Source organism: Olleya sp. KKT75 (genome assembly GCF_055635485.1).
On the sequence record NZ_CM145759.1, the window covers coordinates 2365973 to 2383500 of the forward strand.

A 17528-nucleotide genomic window follows, 5' to 3' on the forward strand; every position below is an offset into this window, starting at 1 on the left:
CAAGTCTTATGCAATTTGCATCACAGACATCAGTAATTGTTGATAATTTGGTTTGCGATGTGTGTGTCATAATTCTGTAAGTGATTTCATAATTAACTGTTCGTTTTTTGATGATTTGATTGATTGATGATACTCGTTATTTTATAAATTCTATCGTAAATGGATAGTGATAATCTTCTCCGTCTTTAGCTTTTAAACTTGCTTTTACTATTAGAATTAATTCTATTATAAATCCTATAACCGCCAATGCTCCTAAACTACCTCCAATGTAAAATAAGGGTGAAGGCTTAGTAATATTGATATTAATACTATCAAAAGCATTAAAATCCAATATATCTAAATGACTAAAGACACTAAAAGCAAAAAAAGGAACGCAGACAATACCAATTAGTAGTGCGTACAGTAATATGCTAAATTGAAAATTAATAGCTTGTTTACCGTGTGTATCAATAAAGTCAGATTTATCCTTATTAACAACCCATAATACTATCGGAGCGATAATGTTTCCAAATGGAAATATAAATCTAGAAAACGTCGATAAATGAATAATTGTTGCTAAGTTTTTTTGATGATTGGTAACCATAATTTAAAAGTATATAATAGTTTCTTATGCAAATATATATCTTTAGGAAGGTATTATGCAATACAAAGTACTAAGTATTAACATAATTTTAACATAGTGTATTCTCGATTATTTTCGATAATTTAGCTGAAAATAGATTTATAAATGAAGATATCACCTAGTAAACTCAATACTTTTACAATGCTTAAGTTACCATCTGCTTACTTATGTGGCGTGCGTACAAAAGTGTTAAATGAAGAACAATGTATAACGACTGTAAAACACAGATGGATTAACCAAAATCCTTTTAAATCTATGTTTTGGGCAGTTCAGGGTATGGCTGCAGAGTTCTCTACAGGTGCCATGATGATTATGAAAATTAAAGACTCTGGTAAAAAAATATCTATGCTAGTCACTACAAACAATGCTACGTTTACAAAAAAGGCGACGGGTAGAATTACATTTGTTTGTAATGATGGTAAAAAAGTTGATGAGGCTTTAGCCGAAGCTATAAAAACAGGTAAAGGTCAAACACTTTGGATGCAGTCTGTTGGTACTAATGAAGATGGAGTAGTGGTTTCTACTTTTAATTTTGAGTGGTCAGTAAAAGTAAAAAGCTAGTTTTATTTGTAACAAATTTTATAAATACGCAACATATAAGAAATTAAACCCTTAACAATATGTATCAAAAAGAGCAACTATCAGGCAACAATTTAAATGCACACGACATCGATTATGAAATTTTTGGTGAAGAAATGCAATATGTAGAAATTGAGTTAGATCCAGATGAAGGTGTTATTGCTGAAGCCGGAAGTTTTATGATGATGGACGAAGGCATTAAAATGGAAACAATCTTTGGTGATGGTTCTCAAAACGATACTGGTTTTTTAGGAAAAGTCTTTGGTGCAGGTAAACGCTTGTTAACTGGAGAAAGTTTATTTATGACCGCTTTTTATAACACCCTTACCGGTAAACGTAAAGTTAGTTTTGCTTCTCCGTATCCAGGAAAAATTGTAGCCATAGATTTATTAGAATATAAAGGAAAATTTGTCTGTCAAAAAGATGCGTTTTTATGCGCAGCTAAAGGCGTAAGTGTAGGGATTGAATTTAGTAAAAAACTAGGGAGAGGATTATTTGGAGGTGAAGGCTTTATCATGCAAAAACTAGAAGGTGATGGTTTAACGTTTGTACATGCAGGTGGTACTTTGGCTAAAAAAGTACTGCAGCGTGGCGAAACACTTAGAGTTGATACAGGCTGTATTGTTGGGTTTACACAGGATATAAATTATGACATCGAGTTTGTTGGCGGTATTAAAAATACGGTCTTTGGTGGCGAAGGTTTGTTTTTTGCCAAACTAGAAGGTCCAGGTGTTGTTTACATACAATCTTTGCCATTTAGTAGATTAGCAGGCCGTGTTTTACAAAGCGTACCAAGAGGTGGTAAAAGTAAAGGCGAAGGCAGTATCTTAGGTGGTTTAGGTGATTTGTTGGATGGCGATAATCGCTTCTAATTTGAACGTTTTAACTTTATTTTAACTGTTAAAGTTTAGATGGTTACGGTTTTGAACAACATTTTTTGCTACCTTTAATCGAAACTTATAAACGCTTTAGCCTATACTACAACACTACTTTAAATTTAACTAAATTAAGAATTAATTATGGCAAGAGCAATGTTTGAGTACACTAAAACTGTACTACAAAAAGTTAGTTTTGACACAACTTTATTTTGCAAAGAAGTGCAAAAAGCTATAGAACGATTACTACCATATGAGGTAGAGGAGCTTAAGCTTTATATCGAGTCTTTAGTAAGACAAAATCCTAAACTAGATCAGTGTTTAATATATTTAAACCCTTAATAAAATAATTGAAGAGCGACTTTTTAGTCGCTTTTTTTTATATGTTTACGCAAGTTTTTAGAGCCGTTTTCATCTAATTAATATAAATTTGCAAAAAATATTTTTTTCTGAAAAAGCTGTTTACAATAGTATTGTTTTTATCTTTTGCTATACGACCTATGTATTACGTTGGTTATGTGGCCTATTTTCAGTTAAATATAGATTATATCATAAATACCTATTGTGTTAATAAGGAAAAGCCACAATTAGCTTGTAATGGTAAATGTCACTTGGCAAAACAACTACAGGTTCCGACTACTGACGATTCTAATAATACTGCAATAAGTAGTTTAGCAGAGTCATTTTTTCCGGTATTTTATAGTAATTATCAATATACTATAGTAAATGATGCCTTGTTTCAATTAAAAAAAGAAATCCCTATAGCTTACAATCAAAGTTATTCTTTTGACTTTGAGTATTTTCATTTTAAACCTCCCATTGCATAATTTTTATTTTCGGCTTAAGCCATAATAGGCTTAATAACTTACGACTTAAAATTAAAAATTATACAAATGAAATTATTCAAATATACATTTGCACTATTGGCGTGCGCAGTAATTACAGCATGTTCCTCAGACGATGACGGCATTCAAGAAGACGATTTAACAGGACAATCAGGTACATTAACTTTAAAATATGATAACGGTGTAGGTGATCAAGATTTTATCTTTGGGACATCATACAGCAAGTCTGGTTCAGAATCTTTTACACTAGAAAATTTAAAATACATTATTAGTAATGTAAGATTTACAGACATAAACGGGACTGTTTTTGAATATCCAACAGAAGAGAATGTATTTATTATCGACGAATTAAATGGTAACAATGCAGGCGAAATCTATGTTAGTTTAGATAATGTAGATGCAGCAGATTACGTATCGATAACTTTTGGTATTGGTATTGATCAAGACAGATTTGCTTTAGGAGCAGAAGGTCAAGGAGACTTTTTAGATTTAGCAGATGCAGAAGGTATGATGTGGAGTTGGGCTTCTGGATATAAATTTATCCGATTAGATGGGACATACTCGTCTTCTACAATGACGGACCAACCGTTAAACATACATATGGGAAGCGTTGGTACAGCTTTAGATAATTACAAAGAAGTAACATTAGATTTTCCTAATACGGTGTTTGTAAGAGCGGATAAAGCTCCAGAAGTACATATTAAGGCAGATATAGCAAAAGTATTTGATGGTGCAACTTCTGTAAATTTTACAGATGGTTATGATCAAGTACATACAGATGCTAATGAGACACCAATAATCGCAACTAACATAGCTACAATGTTTGAAGTACACCACGTACACAACGATTAATTTAACTAATACACCATTACTAATCTAATGGTTTTTAATGGTGTATTAAATCTCATAATTATGAAAAAATTAAGCCTTATTATTTTAGGCTTGGTCTCATTTTTTTCTTGTTCTAAAAGTACAGAACAAGAAGATTATGTGCCCATACCTTTACAAATGGAATTACCTTCTAATTTTCCAGACATTGCTTATAATTTGGATAATAATCCAATTACAGAAGCCGGTTTTGAGCTAGGAAAAAAGTTGTTTTACGAGGGTAAATTATCCTCTAATGGTGCTATTGCCTGTGCCTTTTGTCATGAGCAAGCATTTGCGTTTACACATCACGGACATACATTAAGCCATGGTGTTAATGGTGGTATTGGATTTAGAAACGCGCAACCCATTCAAAACTTAGCGTATCAAACCTCTTTTATGTGGGATGGATCAGCGTCTCATTTAGATTTACAACCTATTATACCATTAACTAGCGAACTAGAAATGGGAGAAACCTTAAGTAATGTAATATCTAAACTACAAGCAGAAAGTTATTACCAAGAGCAATTTGATAAAGCATTTGATGATGGAGAGGTTAGTAGCGAAAATATGCTAAAAGCCTTGTCTCAGTTTATGTTAATGATGGTGTCTTCCAATTCTAAATACGATAAGTTTGTTAGAAACGAAGACAATGTTACCTTAACAACTATAGAGCTTGACGGTTTAAATACCTTTCAGAATAAATGCGCAGGATGTCATGCATCCGACCTTTTTACAGATCAATCTTTTAGAAATAATGGATTACCTGTAAATCCGCAATTGGACGATAAAGGGCGTTATAATATTTTAGAAGATCCTAATGATTTATACAAGTTTAAAGTCCCAAGTTTACGTAACATAGAAGTGACCTATCCGTATATGCATGATGGGCGGTTTTCAACTTTAGAAGTCGTGCTAGATTTTTACGATGCTAACGCAGTAGATAATGGTAATGTGGATCCATTATTACTAAGACCTGACGGCAGTTACGGTATTACCTTAACAGATTACGAAAAGGAAAGTATAATAGCTTTCTTAAAAACATTAACCGATACTCAATTTCTAGAAGATGAACGTTTTGCAGAATATTAAATATATAATTATCGCAGTATTAATGGTTGGTTTCGCTAAAGCGGAAGCTCATAATCATGCAAACCCATGTACAAAACATGAACCCTTTAAGGTCTTATGTGACTTGTGTGGTTGCTCGACAAGTAGTGGTAGTTTTGGTTTCGGAACCTTAAGCAATGCTAATTTTGTAGGTGTACGTTATATCTATCAAAATTTTGAATCTAGAAACGGAATTTTCGAGAATTCGCCAATAAGTAAAGAAACATTTAATACGTATCAACTTTGGGCTCAGATTCCAATAAACGACTCGTTTTATGTTACAGGAAGTTTACCATATCAAGATCTAACACGAGATTTTAATGGCGTTACTGAAAATTTAAATGGGCTAGGAGATGCTAGCGTTATTGGTTGGTATAAATATGTTTTTTATAAAAAGAAATCTGATGATGTGGTTGATTTTAATAACACGAAAGAACCAACAGGTCATAGTCTGCAATTTGGACTAGGTATTAAATTGCCAACTGGACAATTTGAGCAACGCTTGGCAGATAATATTAATCCGGGTTTTCAGGTAGGAACTGGAAGTGTAGATGGTGTGTTTTCTTTAGGATATAACTACGGGAGTGACAAATTTGGAGTCAATACTTTACTAAGTTATTATTTAAAAGGAGAGAATAAAAACGAATATCAATTTGGGAATCAGTTTAGTTATGCAGTTAATTTTTTTACGGCTATACCTAAAGAAAAAATGAACATTATGCCTTTTGTTGGATTATCAGGAGATGTTTATGATAGTATTACACAATACGGTGAAACCTTAAGCGATACCGATGGAAACATCTTAAATGCTAGTTTGGGATCAGAATTAGCTATTGATAAATTTATTTTTGGAGCTAGTTACACGTTACCGGTTAGTCAAAAATTATTTGGTAATAATGTAAAGTCCAAACAACGTTTGTCTGTTTATGTTAATTTTGCACTTTAAGGCATAAAAAAAAGCGACCATTAGGTCGCTTTTTTTTATTTTATAACTTGATTTTATTTTGAAATAGGGCTAATAATTTGCACATTCTGAAACGCAATAGCACCTCTGATTACACCAGAGATTACATCTTGCATAGCTTCTATAATTTGCATTTTAAGCTCGCTTTTATGGTATATTAAACTAACTTCTCTTGCAGGAGAAGGTTCTGAGAAATAATGTAGATTCTTTTTGTCCTTTTCATTTAAATCCAAAGTATGTAAATATGGCATTAAAGTCATCCCTAAGCCTTCGTTAGATAGTTTGACTAAGGTTTCAATACTTCCGCTTTCTAATTGAAACTTATCGTCGTTATGGCTCTTAAATGCTTTACATAAGTTAATTACACCGTCTCTAAAACAATGTCCATCTTCTAGCAATAGCATATCTTCAATCTCTAAATCCGAAGTTTCTAACGTTTTCTTATCTCGTAATCTATGATTCTGCGGGACGTAAGCTACAAATGGTTCAAAATATAAAACACGCTCTTTAATCGTGTCATTTTCTAAAGGTGTTGCAGCAATAGCCGCATCTAAATGCCCATCGTTTATGCGTGTAATAATTTCTTCTGTAGTTAACTCTTCAATTTTCAGTTTAACCTTAGGGTATTTTTTAACAAAGTTGTTTAAAAACATAGGTAATAAGGTTGGCATAACCGTTGGGATGATACCTAATTTAAATTCACCTCCAATAAACCCTTTTTCTTGATCAACAATATCTTGTATTCTATAAGACTCATTAACAATATTTCTAGCCTGAGTAACTATCTTTTTACCAACTTCAGTCAGTTCAATAGGTTTTTTACTTCTATCAAAAATTAAAACATCCAATTGGTCTTCTAATTTTTGAATTTGCATGCTTAAAGTGGGTTGTGTTACAAAACACTTTTGAGCAGCTTTAGTAAAATTTTGGTTTTCTGCGACAGCCAAAACATATGATAATTGTGTTATAGTCATGCTTATAGTTTAAGACTATAAAAATATAACATCTATCAATAAAACTTATATTTAAAAGGCATTATTTAATCGTAAATTTGAATAACAAATAAAACATAGGATTATGACATTAAATACTCTAGGATTAGATACAGAAAAAACAAAAGAATTAGCAGGGCAGTTAAATCAGTTATTGGCTAATTTTCAGATATATTACCAGAATTTAAGAGGTATCCATTGGAATATTAGAGGTAAAAACTTTTTTGATTTACATGTTAAGTTTGAAGAATTGTACACGGATGCAAATTTAAAAGTTGATTTAATTGCAGAGCGTGTTTTAACTTTAGGTGAAACACCATTACATACATTTGATGATTATATTAAGTCTGCAAAAGTACCTGTTGGACATAGTGTGTCTAAAGATGATGAGGCTGTAGCATTAATTGTAACGTCTTTAACAGAATTATTAAAATTAGAACGTAGCATTTTAAATGCAGCAGGAGATGCAAATGATGAAGGAACAAATTCTATGATTAGTGATTTTATCTCTGAGCAAGAAAAAACAATTTGGATGATGAACGCTTGGTTAGGAAAAAGCCTATAATTAGCGCAAATTATATAAATTTAAAGAGTAACTTAGGTTGCTCTTTTTTTATGCCTTATTTTATGTAACCTTAAGTATTACTTATAATTTGTAGGTTTGCTAAATCTAAAGTGTAAAGTAAAAAGTAATTAATGAAGACAAATGCTAATAAAACTAAAGTAATAAAAACACCGTGGCCAACTAAGGCTGCTATGGAGCAGGTATATGCTATGAAACTTTGGGGAGGTAATACGTCAGATTTTTACTCGGGAGATGGGTCGCATAATCCGGATTTAGTAAAACCATATATTACTATTTTAATAGATTTTTTAAAATCATTTAAATCGCCAATTGAAGTTTGTGATATGGGTTGTGGCGATTTTAATATTGGTAAAGCATTGGTTAATTACACCAGCAAATATGTTGCAGTAGATATTGTGTCTGACCTTATTGCGTTTAATAAAACTAATTTTAAAGCACCACACTTAGAATTTAAGTGTTTGGATGCTGCAGTGGACCAATTACCAGCTGCCGACTGTATAATATTAAGACAGGTGTTGCAACATTTGTCAAATACAGAAATATCGAATATTGTCCCTAAGTTAAAGGGGTTTAAATACGTTGTTTTAACAGAACATCTTCCAGAAGATGATTTTACGCCTAATAAAGATATTATTTCAGGTCAAGGTATTAGATTAAAAAAGAAAAGTGGTGTAGATCTTTTAGCTGCTCCGTTTAATTTACAAGTAAAAGCTAAAGAGCAAGTCCTGTCAGTAAAAGTTACGGATGGTAAAGGTGTTATTGTAACTTCTATTTACACGCTTTAATGTGTTTTAATTAGAATTGCCTTAGGATATTATTCTATGTTTTCTGCTAATAGCGTTGCTACTTCAGGTAGTCGTTTAATTAAATCGTCTATAACTTTTGGGTTACTAATGTCTGTTCGGATTCCTGGTATTAAACTCAATGATGGATCATCAAAATCTGCACATCCCATGCTCCATTTAGGAAAAAGCTTGGTATCCGTAGGTTGGTCATCTATAATTGTAACATCGTCGTGTCTAGGATCTCTTTTTAATCGTTCTAATAAATCATCAAGAAATAAAGATTCACCTTCAATAACTTGCAAAAACAAACCTTCTTTATGTATTAAAACGCCACTAATACCATCCATTTCATTAAAAGCTCTGGAGTCGTGCAATAGGTCTAATAAATTACGTTTATTAAAATGTTTTGTAGCGTGACTGGTGTAAATAATTCGGCGATATTTCATAGGTTGGGTTGATTTGGCAATAGCTATCACTAAGTTAATAGAAATATTGACAATTTCAAACAAATTAGTAGTACAATTACAATCTATGTTGCAGAGGGTTAGTTGGTTTTGTTTTTTAGAGGTGCTAAAAGTATCTTTTTATAATTACATTAAACCACTATAAAGTGTTTGATAACTTATCTTTTTTGCGACACTTTTTATTTTAAAAAAGCATCCTTTAATTTGTAAGTGAAGTGCTATTTGTCTTCTAGTTTTTGGCTTAAATAAATCCATGTAATTTGTTGTAATATAGAAACTTGCCGATGTGTTTTTGAGCGAATAATTTGAGGAATAATTTTAAAAGTATTATATTAAAGTCCCTAAATCCATTTCTTTTTTATGACTAACTTAACCAAAACCCTATTTTTTCTAATTTTTTTCTATAGTATTTCCGGACGTTCTCAAAGTGAAATACCTAATATAGGACCTGATTTAACGTCTTATACGGCTATTAATGAATCCCTGCCTAAAATATCAAAAGACTCAACAAACGCAGAGATAATTAAGCATGTGGAAGCTACTATTGCATGGATGACAGAAGAGCATTATAAATCTAGTTATGCGCCAAGTTTAATTTATTCGGATACCGCACTTTACCTAGCAAAAAAAACTGATAGTACTAAATATCTTCATGATTTAAGAACCGTTATTGGTAACACAATGTTGCGTATAAAGGATACTGCTCGGGCCAAGGTCTTATTTTTAAAATCTTTTGAAGAGGCTAAAGTATCTAATGACAGTACGGTGCTTTTAAGATTTATAAATAATTTGGCTAATGTTTATTATTTTACAGATTACAAAAAAAAAGCTGCTGATAAATATATTGAAAGTATTGGAATAGCAAAACGCTTAAAGGACACCACGCGTCTATTTGTAATACATCATAATGTCGCTAGAATTTATAATGAAATAGAAGATCCCGTTAATAGTAGTTTTTACATTAAAGAAACAGAGCGTTATTTAAATGATTTGGGTAATCCACCGCATTATTTATCAAGTCATATACATAATCAGGGTCAAATGTTACTATTATTAAACAAACCCGATGAAGCCATATTAAAGTTTAAAGAGACCATCAGAATTTGTGAAGGTACTGAGTTTGTTGACGCCTTGATTGAAGGTTACGAAGGTTATAGAAAGGCTTTAGAAGTCAAAAAGGATTATAAAGGAATTTATGAAGTGGATAAGCTTTTAAGTCTTTATGATGATAAGAAAGAAAAAGATGTCGAAAATAATATAATTGAAGCGGTTACTGCAGAATTAAATGTAGAACGTTATAAAGAACAAATTAAATCTAAAGAGTTAGAAAAGCAATTATTAGAGCAAAAGGCAGAGCAAAAAAATGGATTGCTTTTTATTGTCTTTTTAATTATTTTCTTATTGCTTATTATTTTGGTAATAAGTTATTTATCAAGCGAGAAAAGACAGGTTTTAGTAAAAGATTTAAAATTGAAAAATAGTCAATATCTTGTGGCTAAAGAGGAAAGTGAATACTTAGCTAAATCTAAAGAAAAGTTTTTTGCAACTATTAGTCATGAGTTAAGAACACCTTTGTATGGTGTGGTAGGGATAAGTTCTATCTTGTTAGAAGATAAAGCACTTAATGGCCATAAAGAAGATTTGAAGACACTTAAGTTTTCGGCTAATTACTTATTGGCATTGATTAATGATTTGCTTCAGTTTAATAAAATTGAAAATAAATTTTTCACAAAAGAAGAATCTACTTTCAATTTAAAAGATCAAATAAGCATCATTGTCTCTTCATTTGAATATATCCGTTTGCAACATAATAACGAGATTAATATTCAGGTTAGCGAAGAAGTCCCTCCTCTATTAAAAGGTAATTTAATAAGACTGTCACAAGTATTAATGAATTTGGTAGGTAATGCTTGTAAATTTACAGAACGCGGCGTTATTGACGTTATTGTTAATGCTAAGGCTAAAACAGATACTGTTGTTGAGGTCGAGTTTATTATTAAAGATACAGGTCCAGGGATTGAAGCGTCTAAACTGAGTTCTATTTTTGATGAATTTTCACAAGTTAATGCCATACCAAATTCTTACCAAGGGACAGGACTAGGATTGCCTATTGTTAAAAAATTATTAGAACAAGCTGGAAGTGAAATAGTAGTAGAAAGTGACTTAGGAAAAGGCTGTACTTTTAAATTTACATTGCCTCTTAAAATAGAAGTAGCACAAGAGCAAGAAATGATAGCGCCTATAATTGATCTCAAACTATTAAATAACAAACGAATTCTTATTGTGGAAGACAATCGTATTAATCAGATTGTCACTAAAAAAATACTTAAAATTAGTAATGTACAATGTGATATTGCCGAAAACGGAGATGAAGCAATAGCTAAAGTAAAGGAGAATACTTACGATTTAATTTTAATGGATATTAATATGCCAGTAAAAAACGGAATAGATGCCACAAGAGAAATACGTCTTTTTAATAAGATAGTTCCAATTATAGCGCTTACAGCGGTTGAGATAGAGGAGGAGCGTGTGCTTGTTTTTGAATCTGGTATGAATGATATTATTGTTAAGCCATACGATTTAGATTATTTTAAACGGACCATTATTAAAAATATTTTGAGTGCTAGTAATGCAACTCAGAAAAAGACTGCTTAATTTTTAATTAGCATTTAGAACTTAAAATGTAACGTTTAGAATAGAGAAAGCCACTGTAAAGTGGCTTTCTCTATTCTAGTTTTTTAGTCTGTTAGAATCTAATATTAAACTCTAGGTCTTCTGTGTTTATTTCAAATTTAGATTCTGAAAATTGTGGCGGTCCATAACTCATCGGGTTGTTTGACATTCCGTAGTTTTCTGTTGGCATTCCATTGTCAAAATCCATACGGTTATTGGTGTTTTCGTCATGTAATACCATAATAGCATACGTACCAGGAGTTACATTTTTAAACGTAATTGAGACTTGGTTATTTTCAATTATACTATTAATATTCTGTAGACCTTGTCCTTTCATCCATGTGTCTGCAGTATGTAATGCAACCATAACTTGTCCCGTATTGTTTTTTACATTCTTTACGGTTACGGTTATATTTTGACCTTCGGTTACCACTGTTTTAGTTTGTCCAAAAGCAAAAGTGATGCTTAATACAAATAAAAAAAGAGTGGATACTAATTTGTTGCTAATTGGATTTGATGTCGTTAAAGTCTTCATAATGTGATGTTTTTATTGGTTAACACTTCAAAAATGAAATAAATTCAGCTAGTATTCAAAAACAAATAACCCAATTGTTATTTTTAGTTGCCCAATTGTAATTTTAATGCATTGGAATAATTTCTACCCGTCTGTTTTTTTGCTTTCCTACTTCTGTATTGGTTTTATCAATTGGAAATTCTTCACCAAAACCAGCGGTCTTCAGTTTAGTTTCAGCAACACCTTTCGCAACTAAATAAGCTCTAACAGCATTGGCACGTTCCAAAGATAATTTTAAGTTAGTTTGCTTTGAAGAGGTGTTATCTGTATGTCCTGAAATTTCGTAGGATTTAATATCTGATTGCTTTATAAATTTAGCAACATTGTCTAATATTTTTTGACTTTTAGCATCAATTTCGGCCTTACTCAATTCAAAATAAATTAAAACAGGTTTTTTAGATATGACTGCTTTGGTTTGCTCAGGTTTTTCCTCTGGACATCCATTATTGTTTTTAGAGCCTTTAATTTGCGGACATTTATCTAAAGTGTCAATAATACCATCCTTGTCAGTATCTGGTATTGGACACCCTCTGTTAGATTTTTCTCCTACTAGGTTTGGACAATTATCATATAAATCAGGAACGCCATCCTTGTCACTATCAGGGCAACCATTAAGTGTACCTGGTGTATCAGGGCAATTATCTTCTTTATCAGGAATGCCATCTTTATCAGTATCTGGACAACCATTAAAATCGGCCAATCCAAAGATATTAGGACATTCATCTTCCTTATTTACAATTCCATCGTTGTCATTATCAGAGCCACCAAATTTAAAAATTATACCAACAGAGTGTTGGTAGTGTTGTAAACCGTAGTCCTCAAAAGCATGTTTATAAATACTTTGTCCTGTTAATCCAAAATTATAGGTTAACCATACATTAATTCCAACGCCTGCATTTAAAGTTCCTGCTCCAACAGTATCAAGCCAAGTATATCCAACTCCTAAAACTAGATATGGTGTTAAGACAAAACTATTTGCTAAGTTATATTTAAACAAACCGTCTAAAGCTATTAGAGAGAATTTTTCGTCAATATTTACATAGTTTTGTTTAATTCCGCTAAGCGAAATTGTAGATTCAAAAGATAGTCTCCCTTTTAAATGCCTAGCAAGGCCTATTTTAAATCCTGCAGGATCCCAATTCCATGTTTTATAACGACCTAAATCTCCTGGAAGTGATCTGGTTGGATTATTAATAGCATTGGTACTTAAACTTGCGGTCCAAGGAGAATATACATCCTGCGCCTGTATAGTTTGAGATAGGCACGATAAGGTAATGACAGTTAGTAGTAAAACTAATCGTTTCATTTTTTTAGAATATTTAATTAATAGCATAGCCAATATAGGTTAAAAATATATAATTAGAAAAAGAAATGGGTAATGTGTTTGCTTTGGAGGTTTAAGTATAGCAAGCTTTTTTGTATTTGAAGTATACAAATATCAAATAGGATTAAAAGTTTACATTATGTCAGTTTTGTCTTTTAAAAAGCTAATTTTGCTTTTTATTCAAAGAGTATGTTTTATATAATAGACATTTTAGGAACCATAGCATTTGCTATTTCAGGAGTATTGGTAGCGCTTAACAAGCGTATGGATGCTTTTGGAATTTTAATTATTGCATTTGTTACAGCAGTAGGAGGTGGTACTTTGCGTGATATTTTAATTGGCGAAACTCCAGTAAGTTGGATGAAGGACATGACGTTTATTTACGTTGTTATTTTGTCTACTATTTTTGCTGTTGCGTTTAGATCAAAAATTGATTATTTGCGTAAATCTTTACTATTGTTTGATACCATTGGTATTGGACTATATACTGTTGTTGGGGTTGAAAAAGGAATCTCTGCAGGTTTACATCCTATTATCTGTGTCTTTTTAGGAACAATGTCAGCATGTTTTGGAGGTGTTATCAGAGATATTTTGTGTAACGAAATCCCAGTAATATTTAGAAAAGAGGTGTATGCTACTGCCTGTATTTTAGGAGGAGCTACTTATTTTTTAATTATAAAACTACCTTTAGCTTCTGACTTTGTATTTGTTATTGCAGGAGCTGTAGTGATCACCGTAAGGTTAATTGCTGTAAAATTTAAAGTTAGTTTACCTAACTTATATAAGGACTAAAATTAATTTTTATTTCGTATTCTGTTGGTCTGAAATTATAAAAAACGTCTTAAAATATGATTTACCAGCTTAAAGTTATTTGGTTTGATAACAAGAGGATACGGCATTATTACTTTTTGTTTTTAGGCGCTATCTTTTTAGATTTTTCAGTAGTTTAAAACCATTTTTATTTTTTTACTGTATTTGCAATTTTTATTATTTTACTCAGGTTTTTGTTTTCCATAAAAACCAACCAATAGTTTTCCGAATATAAAATACAAACATAGGACCGTTAATCCGCCCATAAAAATACCATTATTTAGCAATGCATCAAACCCATAGTTAAAATAGAAAAGTAAACAACAGGCTATTAACTGCAATATTGCATACGCAATGTTTCCTTTTGAGCTGTATCCAAATAAGCCTAGAAAGTGTGCTTTGGTAAGTCCAAAAACAAGATGTGGCATGGCATTAACTAAAAGTGCGCCAATAATAAAATCTATAAAATTCATGTGTATTATATTATATAAAAAACAAAAGTTTCAACACTCTAGAAAAGTATCTAGAAGCATCAAAACTTTTGTTATTTAATGGTCATTAGTTTTAGTTTTCTGTTGGCACAGGAAACCCTCTATCTCTTAATAAAGCTTCAATTTTAGCGTCACGTCCTCTAAATTTTCTAAACGCTTCAGCAGGATCCATACTGTTTCTTGGAGCAAATAAATACTTGACTAATTTGTCAGCCACTTCTTTATCATAAAAACCACCTGGAGCATCTTTAAATGCTTCTGATGCATCACTAGTTAAGACATCTGCCCACATGTAACCATAATATGCTGTTGCATAACCTTCTCCAGAAAAAACATGACCAAAATGCGGTGTTCTGTGACGCATTGGTAATTCTTTAGGCATCTTTAATTCAGCTAACGTTTCACGTTCAAATTTGTCAATATCAATATTTTCAGGATCTGCAAGGTGTAATTTCATATCCATTAAAGCAGATGCTAAATACTCTGTAGTACCAAATCCTTGATTAAAAGTTGATGCTTTTTTGATTTTAGCAACTAAACTAGCTGGAATTGGTTCTCCTGTTTTATTATGTACTAAAAATTGATTGATAACTTCATCTGTAGATAACCAACGTTCTAATAATTGACTTTGAAACTCTGTATAATCTCTAACACCTCCATTTAAGGTTGGGTATTTTACATTAGAAGAGAAGAAGTGAAGTGCGTGTCCAAACTCATGAAAAAACGTTTGTGCATCATCCCAAGAAATTAATACTGCTTCTCCCGGAGCTGCTTTTACAAAGTTAGAGTTGTTAGACGCTAATACTGTTTTTGGTCCGTCAAGTGTAGTGTGGCTTCTATAAGTTGTTGCCCAAGCACCAGAACGTTTTCCTGGTCTTGCAAATGGATCTAAATACCATAAACCAATAGCTTTTCCAGAATCTAAGTCTGTTACTTCCCAAACCTTTACATCTTCATGAAACACCGGTACTTTACCTTCTGCAACAGGTGTAAATTTATAATTGAATAAACGACCAGCAGTATAAAATAAAGCTTCCGTTAATTTATCTAGTTGTAAGTATTGTTTAACCTCATCACTATCTAAGTTATACTTTTTTTGTCTTACTTTTTCTGCGTAGTAACGGTAGTCCCATGCTTCAATATCTGATTTTTGTCCCGACGCATCTGCAACCGTTTGCATATCTGCAACCTCTTCTTTTACTCTCGCAATAGCAGCAGGCCAAACAGCAAGCATTAATTGCATAGCATTTTCTGGTGTTTTAGCCATACGGTCTTGTAAACGCCATTCGGCAAAGTTTTTATAACCTAATAATTCAACACGCTCTCTTCTTAGTTTTAGAATTTCCGCGATAAGCGTATTATTATCAAATTCATCTCCGTTATCTCCTCTAGAGTAATAGTTTGTCCAAACTTGCTTACGTAATTCGCGATTTGTGCTATACGTTAAAAACGGATCCATTGAAGATCTAGTGTTGGTAATGGCATATTGACCATCTTTATCATTATCTGTTGCTATTTTTGCTGCAGACTTAATAAATCCTTCACTTAGACCGTCTAATTGGTCTTTTGTTAAATAGGTAATATAGTTTTCTTCGTCATGTAAAACATTGTCTCCAAACTTATTGTAAAGTGATGATAGCTCTTTATTAATTTCCGCATAACGCTTTTTCTTAACGTCATCTAATTCGGCACCATTCATTTCAAAACGCTTGTAAGTCAATTCTAAAACACGCTGTTGGTCAGCTTCTAATGGTGTTTTTTGTGACGCATCATAAACCGATTTAATACGCTTAAATAACGCTTCGTTTTGATTAATTTTTGACGTGTATTCAGATAATTTAGGTGCTAGTTTACCTTGTACTTCTCTAAATTCTGGACTACTCATATTACTACCAAAAATCCCGTAGTAGGTAAATACATTGTCTAAACCACTACCAGCACGTTCCATTGCTTCGATAGTGTTTTTAAAAGTAGGTGCATCTGTATTATTAGCAATGGCTTCAATATCTTTTAAGCCTTGTTCCATTCCAGCAATAACAGCAGGTTCTATTTGTTCGACTTTCATTTTGTCAAACGCAGGAACACCACCGTAAGGTCCTGTATAGTCTTGAAGTAATAAATTGTCGCTCATAGTTTCAGAGGATTCAGTAGTATCAGTATCTTTCTTGCAACTTGTACTAAACAATATAATAGAACAAGTTAGGATAGAGAAAACAGTGTTTTTTTTCATATAAAATGGATAATTTAATTTCAGTTTAAAAATACTTAAAAGTCAGCAGCTATTCTATAATTTCTACTTTTTTAATATATATGTTACGTAATGGCCAATCTGCTTTATCAATATCAACAGCGTTTATTTTGTCTACAACATCCATCCCTTTTATAACTTCTCCAAATACTGTAAAGTCGCCATCTAAATGAAAGGCGTTTTGTTGTGTTATAAAAAACTCATAAGGCGAGGCTAATTTATAAGGATTTTCAATATCGCTACTCGGCATAGATATTACACCTCTTTTATGGGTGTAACCGCGGTTGGTATCTGTTGGTAAAAGGTATCTACCAATTTTACCACGTCTGGCAGCTACTTGTAAATCGTCTGTATTACCTCCTTGAATGATAAAGTTTTTTACCACACGATGAAACTGGGTATTATCAAAAGCATGCTGTTTAGTTAGAAATATAAAATTAGCACGATGGAATTTAGTTTTGTCGTACAATAATATGTCAATATCACCCATAGAAGTAGAGATGCGTACTTTGTTTTCTGGGTTTTTAGGCTCGTAATCCAAGAAAAAATCCATAACGTTATCCTTATCTAAATAAGGAAATTCGCGTTGCGGAGTTGTATCTTTTTCTACTACTTTGACCTCTGTTTTAGGAGTGTTTGATTTTGTTTTAGATTTGGATTGTTTATCTTCACAATTAAGAAACAAAAAACAAAAACCAACCAATAATAATACGCGCATT

General features: G+C 32.1%; 19 protein-coding genes. 11 read left to right on the forward strand and 8 right to left on the reverse strand.

Features of this window, described 5'->3' with window-relative positions; all coding sequences use genetic code 11:
• Window positions 1-136 precede the first annotated feature (136 nt).
• Window positions 137-583 (reverse strand): DUF4870 domain-containing protein, encoded by a 447-nt coding sequence (locus tag ACZ2G2_RS10620; RefSeq protein WP_101203209.1) that lies wholly within the window; start codon window positions 581-583, stop codon window positions 137-139.
• A 144-nt stretch (window positions 584-727) separates the two neighbouring features.
• On the opposite strand from ACZ2G2_RS10620, the gene ACZ2G2_RS10625 reads away from it, so the two are divergent.
• The 7 genes from ACZ2G2_RS10625 (at window position 728) to ACZ2G2_RS10655 (ending at window position 5844) form a co-directional block, all read left to right on the forward strand.
• Window positions 728-1183: a DUF4442 domain-containing protein gene (locus ACZ2G2_RS10625; RefSeq protein ID WP_272022725.1), complete on the forward strand. Its 456-nt coding sequence runs from the start codon at window positions 728-730 to the stop codon at window positions 1181-1183.
• Between the two features lie 59 nt (window positions 1184-1242).
• Window positions 1243-2073, forward strand: a complete 831-nt coding sequence (locus tag ACZ2G2_RS10630; RefSeq protein ID WP_470392067.1) for a TIGR00266 family protein — start codon at window positions 1243-1245, stop codon at window positions 2071-2073.
• Between the two features lie 147 nt (window positions 2074-2220).
• Entirely contained in the window at window positions 2221-2418 is a 198-nt protein-coding gene (locus tag ACZ2G2_RS10635) for a hypothetical protein (protein WP_090839797.1), read from the forward strand.
• A gap of 158 nt (window positions 2419-2576) precedes the next feature.
• Complete coding sequence (locus ACZ2G2_RS10640) at window positions 2577-2903, forward strand: hypothetical protein (protein WP_470392068.1); 327 nt, start codon at window positions 2577-2579, stop codon at window positions 2901-2903.
• A 66-nt stretch (window positions 2904-2969) separates the two neighbouring features.
• Window positions 2970-3773 (forward strand): MbnP family protein, encoded by an 804-nt coding sequence (locus tag ACZ2G2_RS10645; protein WP_470392069.1) that lies wholly within the window; start codon window positions 2970-2972, stop codon window positions 3771-3773.
• A 60-nt stretch (window positions 3774-3833) separates the two neighbouring features.
• Window positions 3834-4880, forward strand: a complete 1047-nt coding sequence (locus ACZ2G2_RS10650) for a cytochrome-c peroxidase (protein WP_470392070.1) — start codon at window positions 3834-3836, stop codon at window positions 4878-4880.
• Window positions 4858-5844, forward strand: a complete 987-nt coding sequence (locus ACZ2G2_RS10655) for a transporter family protein (protein WP_470392071.1) — start codon at window positions 4858-4860, stop codon at window positions 5842-5844. Before ACZ2G2_RS10650 ends, ACZ2G2_RS10655 begins: the two co-directional genes overlap by 23 nt.
• Window positions 5845-5897: 53 nt before the next feature.
• Here the strand turns inward: ACZ2G2_RS10655 and ACZ2G2_RS10660 are convergent, their stop codons facing one another.
• Entirely contained in the window at window positions 5898-6836 is a 939-nt protein-coding gene (locus tag ACZ2G2_RS10660; protein WP_090839786.1) for a hydrogen peroxide-inducible genes activator, read from the reverse strand.
• A 103-nt stretch (window positions 6837-6939) separates the two neighbouring features.
• Here ACZ2G2_RS10660 and ACZ2G2_RS10665 point away from each other — a divergent pair, with 103 nt between their 5' ends.
• Both ACZ2G2_RS10665 and ACZ2G2_RS10670 read left to right on the forward strand, forming a co-directional pair.
• Complete coding sequence (locus tag ACZ2G2_RS10665) at window positions 6940-7419, forward strand: Dps family protein (RefSeq protein WP_090839784.1); 480 nt, start codon at window positions 6940-6942, stop codon at window positions 7417-7419.
• 131 nt (window positions 7420-7550) lie between these two features.
• Window positions 7551-8225, forward strand: a complete 675-nt coding sequence (locus ACZ2G2_RS10670) for a class I SAM-dependent methyltransferase (protein ID WP_101203203.1) — start codon at window positions 7551-7553, stop codon at window positions 8223-8225.
• A 29-nt stretch (window positions 8226-8254) separates the two neighbouring features.
• Here ACZ2G2_RS10670 and ACZ2G2_RS10675 read toward each other — a convergent pair whose 3' ends face one another.
• Window positions 8255-8671 (reverse strand): BLUF domain-containing protein, encoded by a 417-nt coding sequence (locus tag ACZ2G2_RS10675; RefSeq protein ID WP_281847099.1) that lies wholly within the window; start codon window positions 8669-8671, stop codon window positions 8255-8257.
• A gap of 378 nt (window positions 8672-9049) precedes the next feature.
• Here ACZ2G2_RS10675 and ACZ2G2_RS10680 point away from each other — a divergent pair, with 378 nt between their 5' ends.
• A complete protein-coding gene (locus ACZ2G2_RS10680) occupies window positions 9050-11344 on the forward strand; it encodes an ATP-binding protein (RefSeq protein WP_470392072.1) in 2295 nt (764 codons plus the stop codon).
• Between the two features lie 91 nt (window positions 11345-11435).
• Here the strand turns inward: ACZ2G2_RS10680 and ACZ2G2_RS10685 are convergent, their stop codons facing one another.
• On the reverse strand, window positions 11436-11897 hold the full coding sequence (locus ACZ2G2_RS10685) for a DUF2141 domain-containing protein (protein ID WP_470392073.1): 462 nt from the start codon (window positions 11895-11897) through the stop codon (window positions 11436-11438).
• 103 nt (window positions 11898-12000) lie between these two features.
• Window positions 12001-13242 carry an OmpA family protein gene (locus ACZ2G2_RS10690; protein ID WP_470392074.1) on the reverse strand — a complete coding sequence of 414 codons (1242 nt, stop codon included), beginning with the start codon at window positions 13240-13242 and terminating at the stop codon, window positions 12001-12003.
• Window positions 13243-13449: 207 nt separating this feature from the next.
• On the opposite strand from ACZ2G2_RS10690, the gene ACZ2G2_RS10695 reads away from it, so the two are divergent.
• Window positions 13450-14052: a trimeric intracellular cation channel family protein gene (locus tag ACZ2G2_RS10695; protein WP_282068438.1), complete on the forward strand. Its 603-nt coding sequence runs from the start codon at window positions 13450-13452 to the stop codon at window positions 14050-14052.
• Window positions 14053-14252: 200 nt separating this feature from the next.
• Here ACZ2G2_RS10695 and ACZ2G2_RS10700 read toward each other — a convergent pair whose 3' ends face one another.
• The 3 genes from ACZ2G2_RS10700 to ACZ2G2_RS10710 all read right to left on the reverse strand — a co-directional run bounded on the left by ACZ2G2_RS10700 (window position 14253) and on the right by ACZ2G2_RS10710 (window position 17527).
• Window positions 14253-14543: a hypothetical protein gene (locus ACZ2G2_RS10700; RefSeq protein WP_470392075.1), complete on the reverse strand. Its 291-nt coding sequence runs from the start codon at window positions 14541-14543 to the stop codon at window positions 14253-14255.
• 91 nt (window positions 14544-14634) lie between these two features.
• Window positions 14635-16791, reverse strand: coding sequence for a M3 family metallopeptidase (locus tag ACZ2G2_RS10705; protein ID WP_470392076.1), 2157 nt, complete (start codon window positions 16789-16791; stop codon window positions 14635-14637).
• Window positions 16792-16840: 49 nt separating this feature from the next.
• Complete coding sequence (locus ACZ2G2_RS10710) at window positions 16841-17527, reverse strand: peptidylprolyl isomerase (RefSeq protein ID WP_090840122.1); 687 nt, start codon at window positions 17525-17527, stop codon at window positions 16841-16843.
• Between the last annotated feature and the right edge of the window lies 1 nt (window position 17528).

Excerpts from the sequence above, each read along its gene's own strand:
- ACZ2G2_RS10620 (WP_101203209.1), bottom strand. The coding sequence starts at position 583 with ATGGTTACCAATCATCAAAAAAACTTAGCAACAATTATTCATTTATCG.
- ACZ2G2_RS10625 (WP_272022725.1), top strand. The coding sequence starts at position 728 with ATGAAGATATCACCTAGTAAACTCAATACTTTTACAATGCTTAAGTTA.
- ACZ2G2_RS10630 (WP_470392067.1), top strand. The coding sequence starts at position 1,243 with ATGTATCAAAAAGAGCAACTATCAGGCAACAATTTAAATGCACACGAC.
- ACZ2G2_RS10635 (WP_090839797.1), top strand. The coding sequence starts at position 2,221 with ATGGCAAGAGCAATGTTTGAGTACACTAAAACTGTACTACAAAAAGTT.
- ACZ2G2_RS10640 (WP_470392068.1), top strand. The coding sequence starts at position 2,577 with ATGTATTACGTTGGTTATGTGGCCTATTTTCAGTTAAATATAGATTAT.
- ACZ2G2_RS10645 (WP_470392069.1), top strand. The coding sequence starts at position 2,970 with ATGAAATTATTCAAATATACATTTGCACTATTGGCGTGCGCAGTAATT.
- ACZ2G2_RS10650 (WP_470392070.1), top strand. The coding sequence starts at position 3,834 with ATGAAAAAATTAAGCCTTATTATTTTAGGCTTGGTCTCATTTTTTTCT.
- ACZ2G2_RS10655 (WP_470392071.1), top strand. The coding sequence starts at position 4,858 with ATGAACGTTTTGCAGAATATTAAATATATAATTATCGCAGTATTAATG.
- ACZ2G2_RS10660 (WP_090839786.1), bottom strand. The coding sequence starts at position 6,836 with ATGACTATAACACAATTATCATATGTTTTGGCTGTCGCAGAAAACCAA.
- ACZ2G2_RS10665 (WP_090839784.1), top strand. The coding sequence starts at position 6,940 with ATGACATTAAATACTCTAGGATTAGATACAGAAAAAACAAAAGAATTA.
- ACZ2G2_RS10670 (WP_101203203.1), top strand. The coding sequence starts at position 7,551 with ATGAAGACAAATGCTAATAAAACTAAAGTAATAAAAACACCGTGGCCA.
- ACZ2G2_RS10675 (WP_281847099.1), bottom strand. The coding sequence starts at position 8,671 with ATGAAATATCGCCGAATTATTTACACCAGTCACGCTACAAAACATTTT.
- ACZ2G2_RS10680 (WP_470392072.1), top strand. The coding sequence starts at position 9,050 with ATGACTAACTTAACCAAAACCCTATTTTTTCTAATTTTTTTCTATAGT.
- ACZ2G2_RS10685 (WP_470392073.1), bottom strand. The coding sequence starts at position 11,897 with ATGAAGACTTTAACGACATCAAATCCAATTAGCAACAAATTAGTATCC.
- ACZ2G2_RS10690 (WP_470392074.1), bottom strand. The coding sequence starts at position 13,242 with ATGAAACGATTAGTTTTACTACTAACTGTCATTACCTTATCGTGCCTA.
- ACZ2G2_RS10695 (WP_282068438.1), top strand. The coding sequence starts at position 13,450 with ATGTTTTATATAATAGACATTTTAGGAACCATAGCATTTGCTATTTCA.
- ACZ2G2_RS10700 (WP_470392075.1), bottom strand. The coding sequence starts at position 14,543 with ATGAATTTTATAGATTTTATTATTGGCGCACTTTTAGTTAATGCCATG.
- ACZ2G2_RS10705 (WP_470392076.1), bottom strand. The coding sequence starts at position 16,791 with ATGAAAAAAAACACTGTTTTCTCTATCCTAACTTGTTCTATTATATTG.
- ACZ2G2_RS10710 (WP_090840122.1), bottom strand. The coding sequence starts at position 17,527 with ATGCGCGTATTATTATTGGTTGGTTTTTGTTTTTTGTTTCTTAATTGT.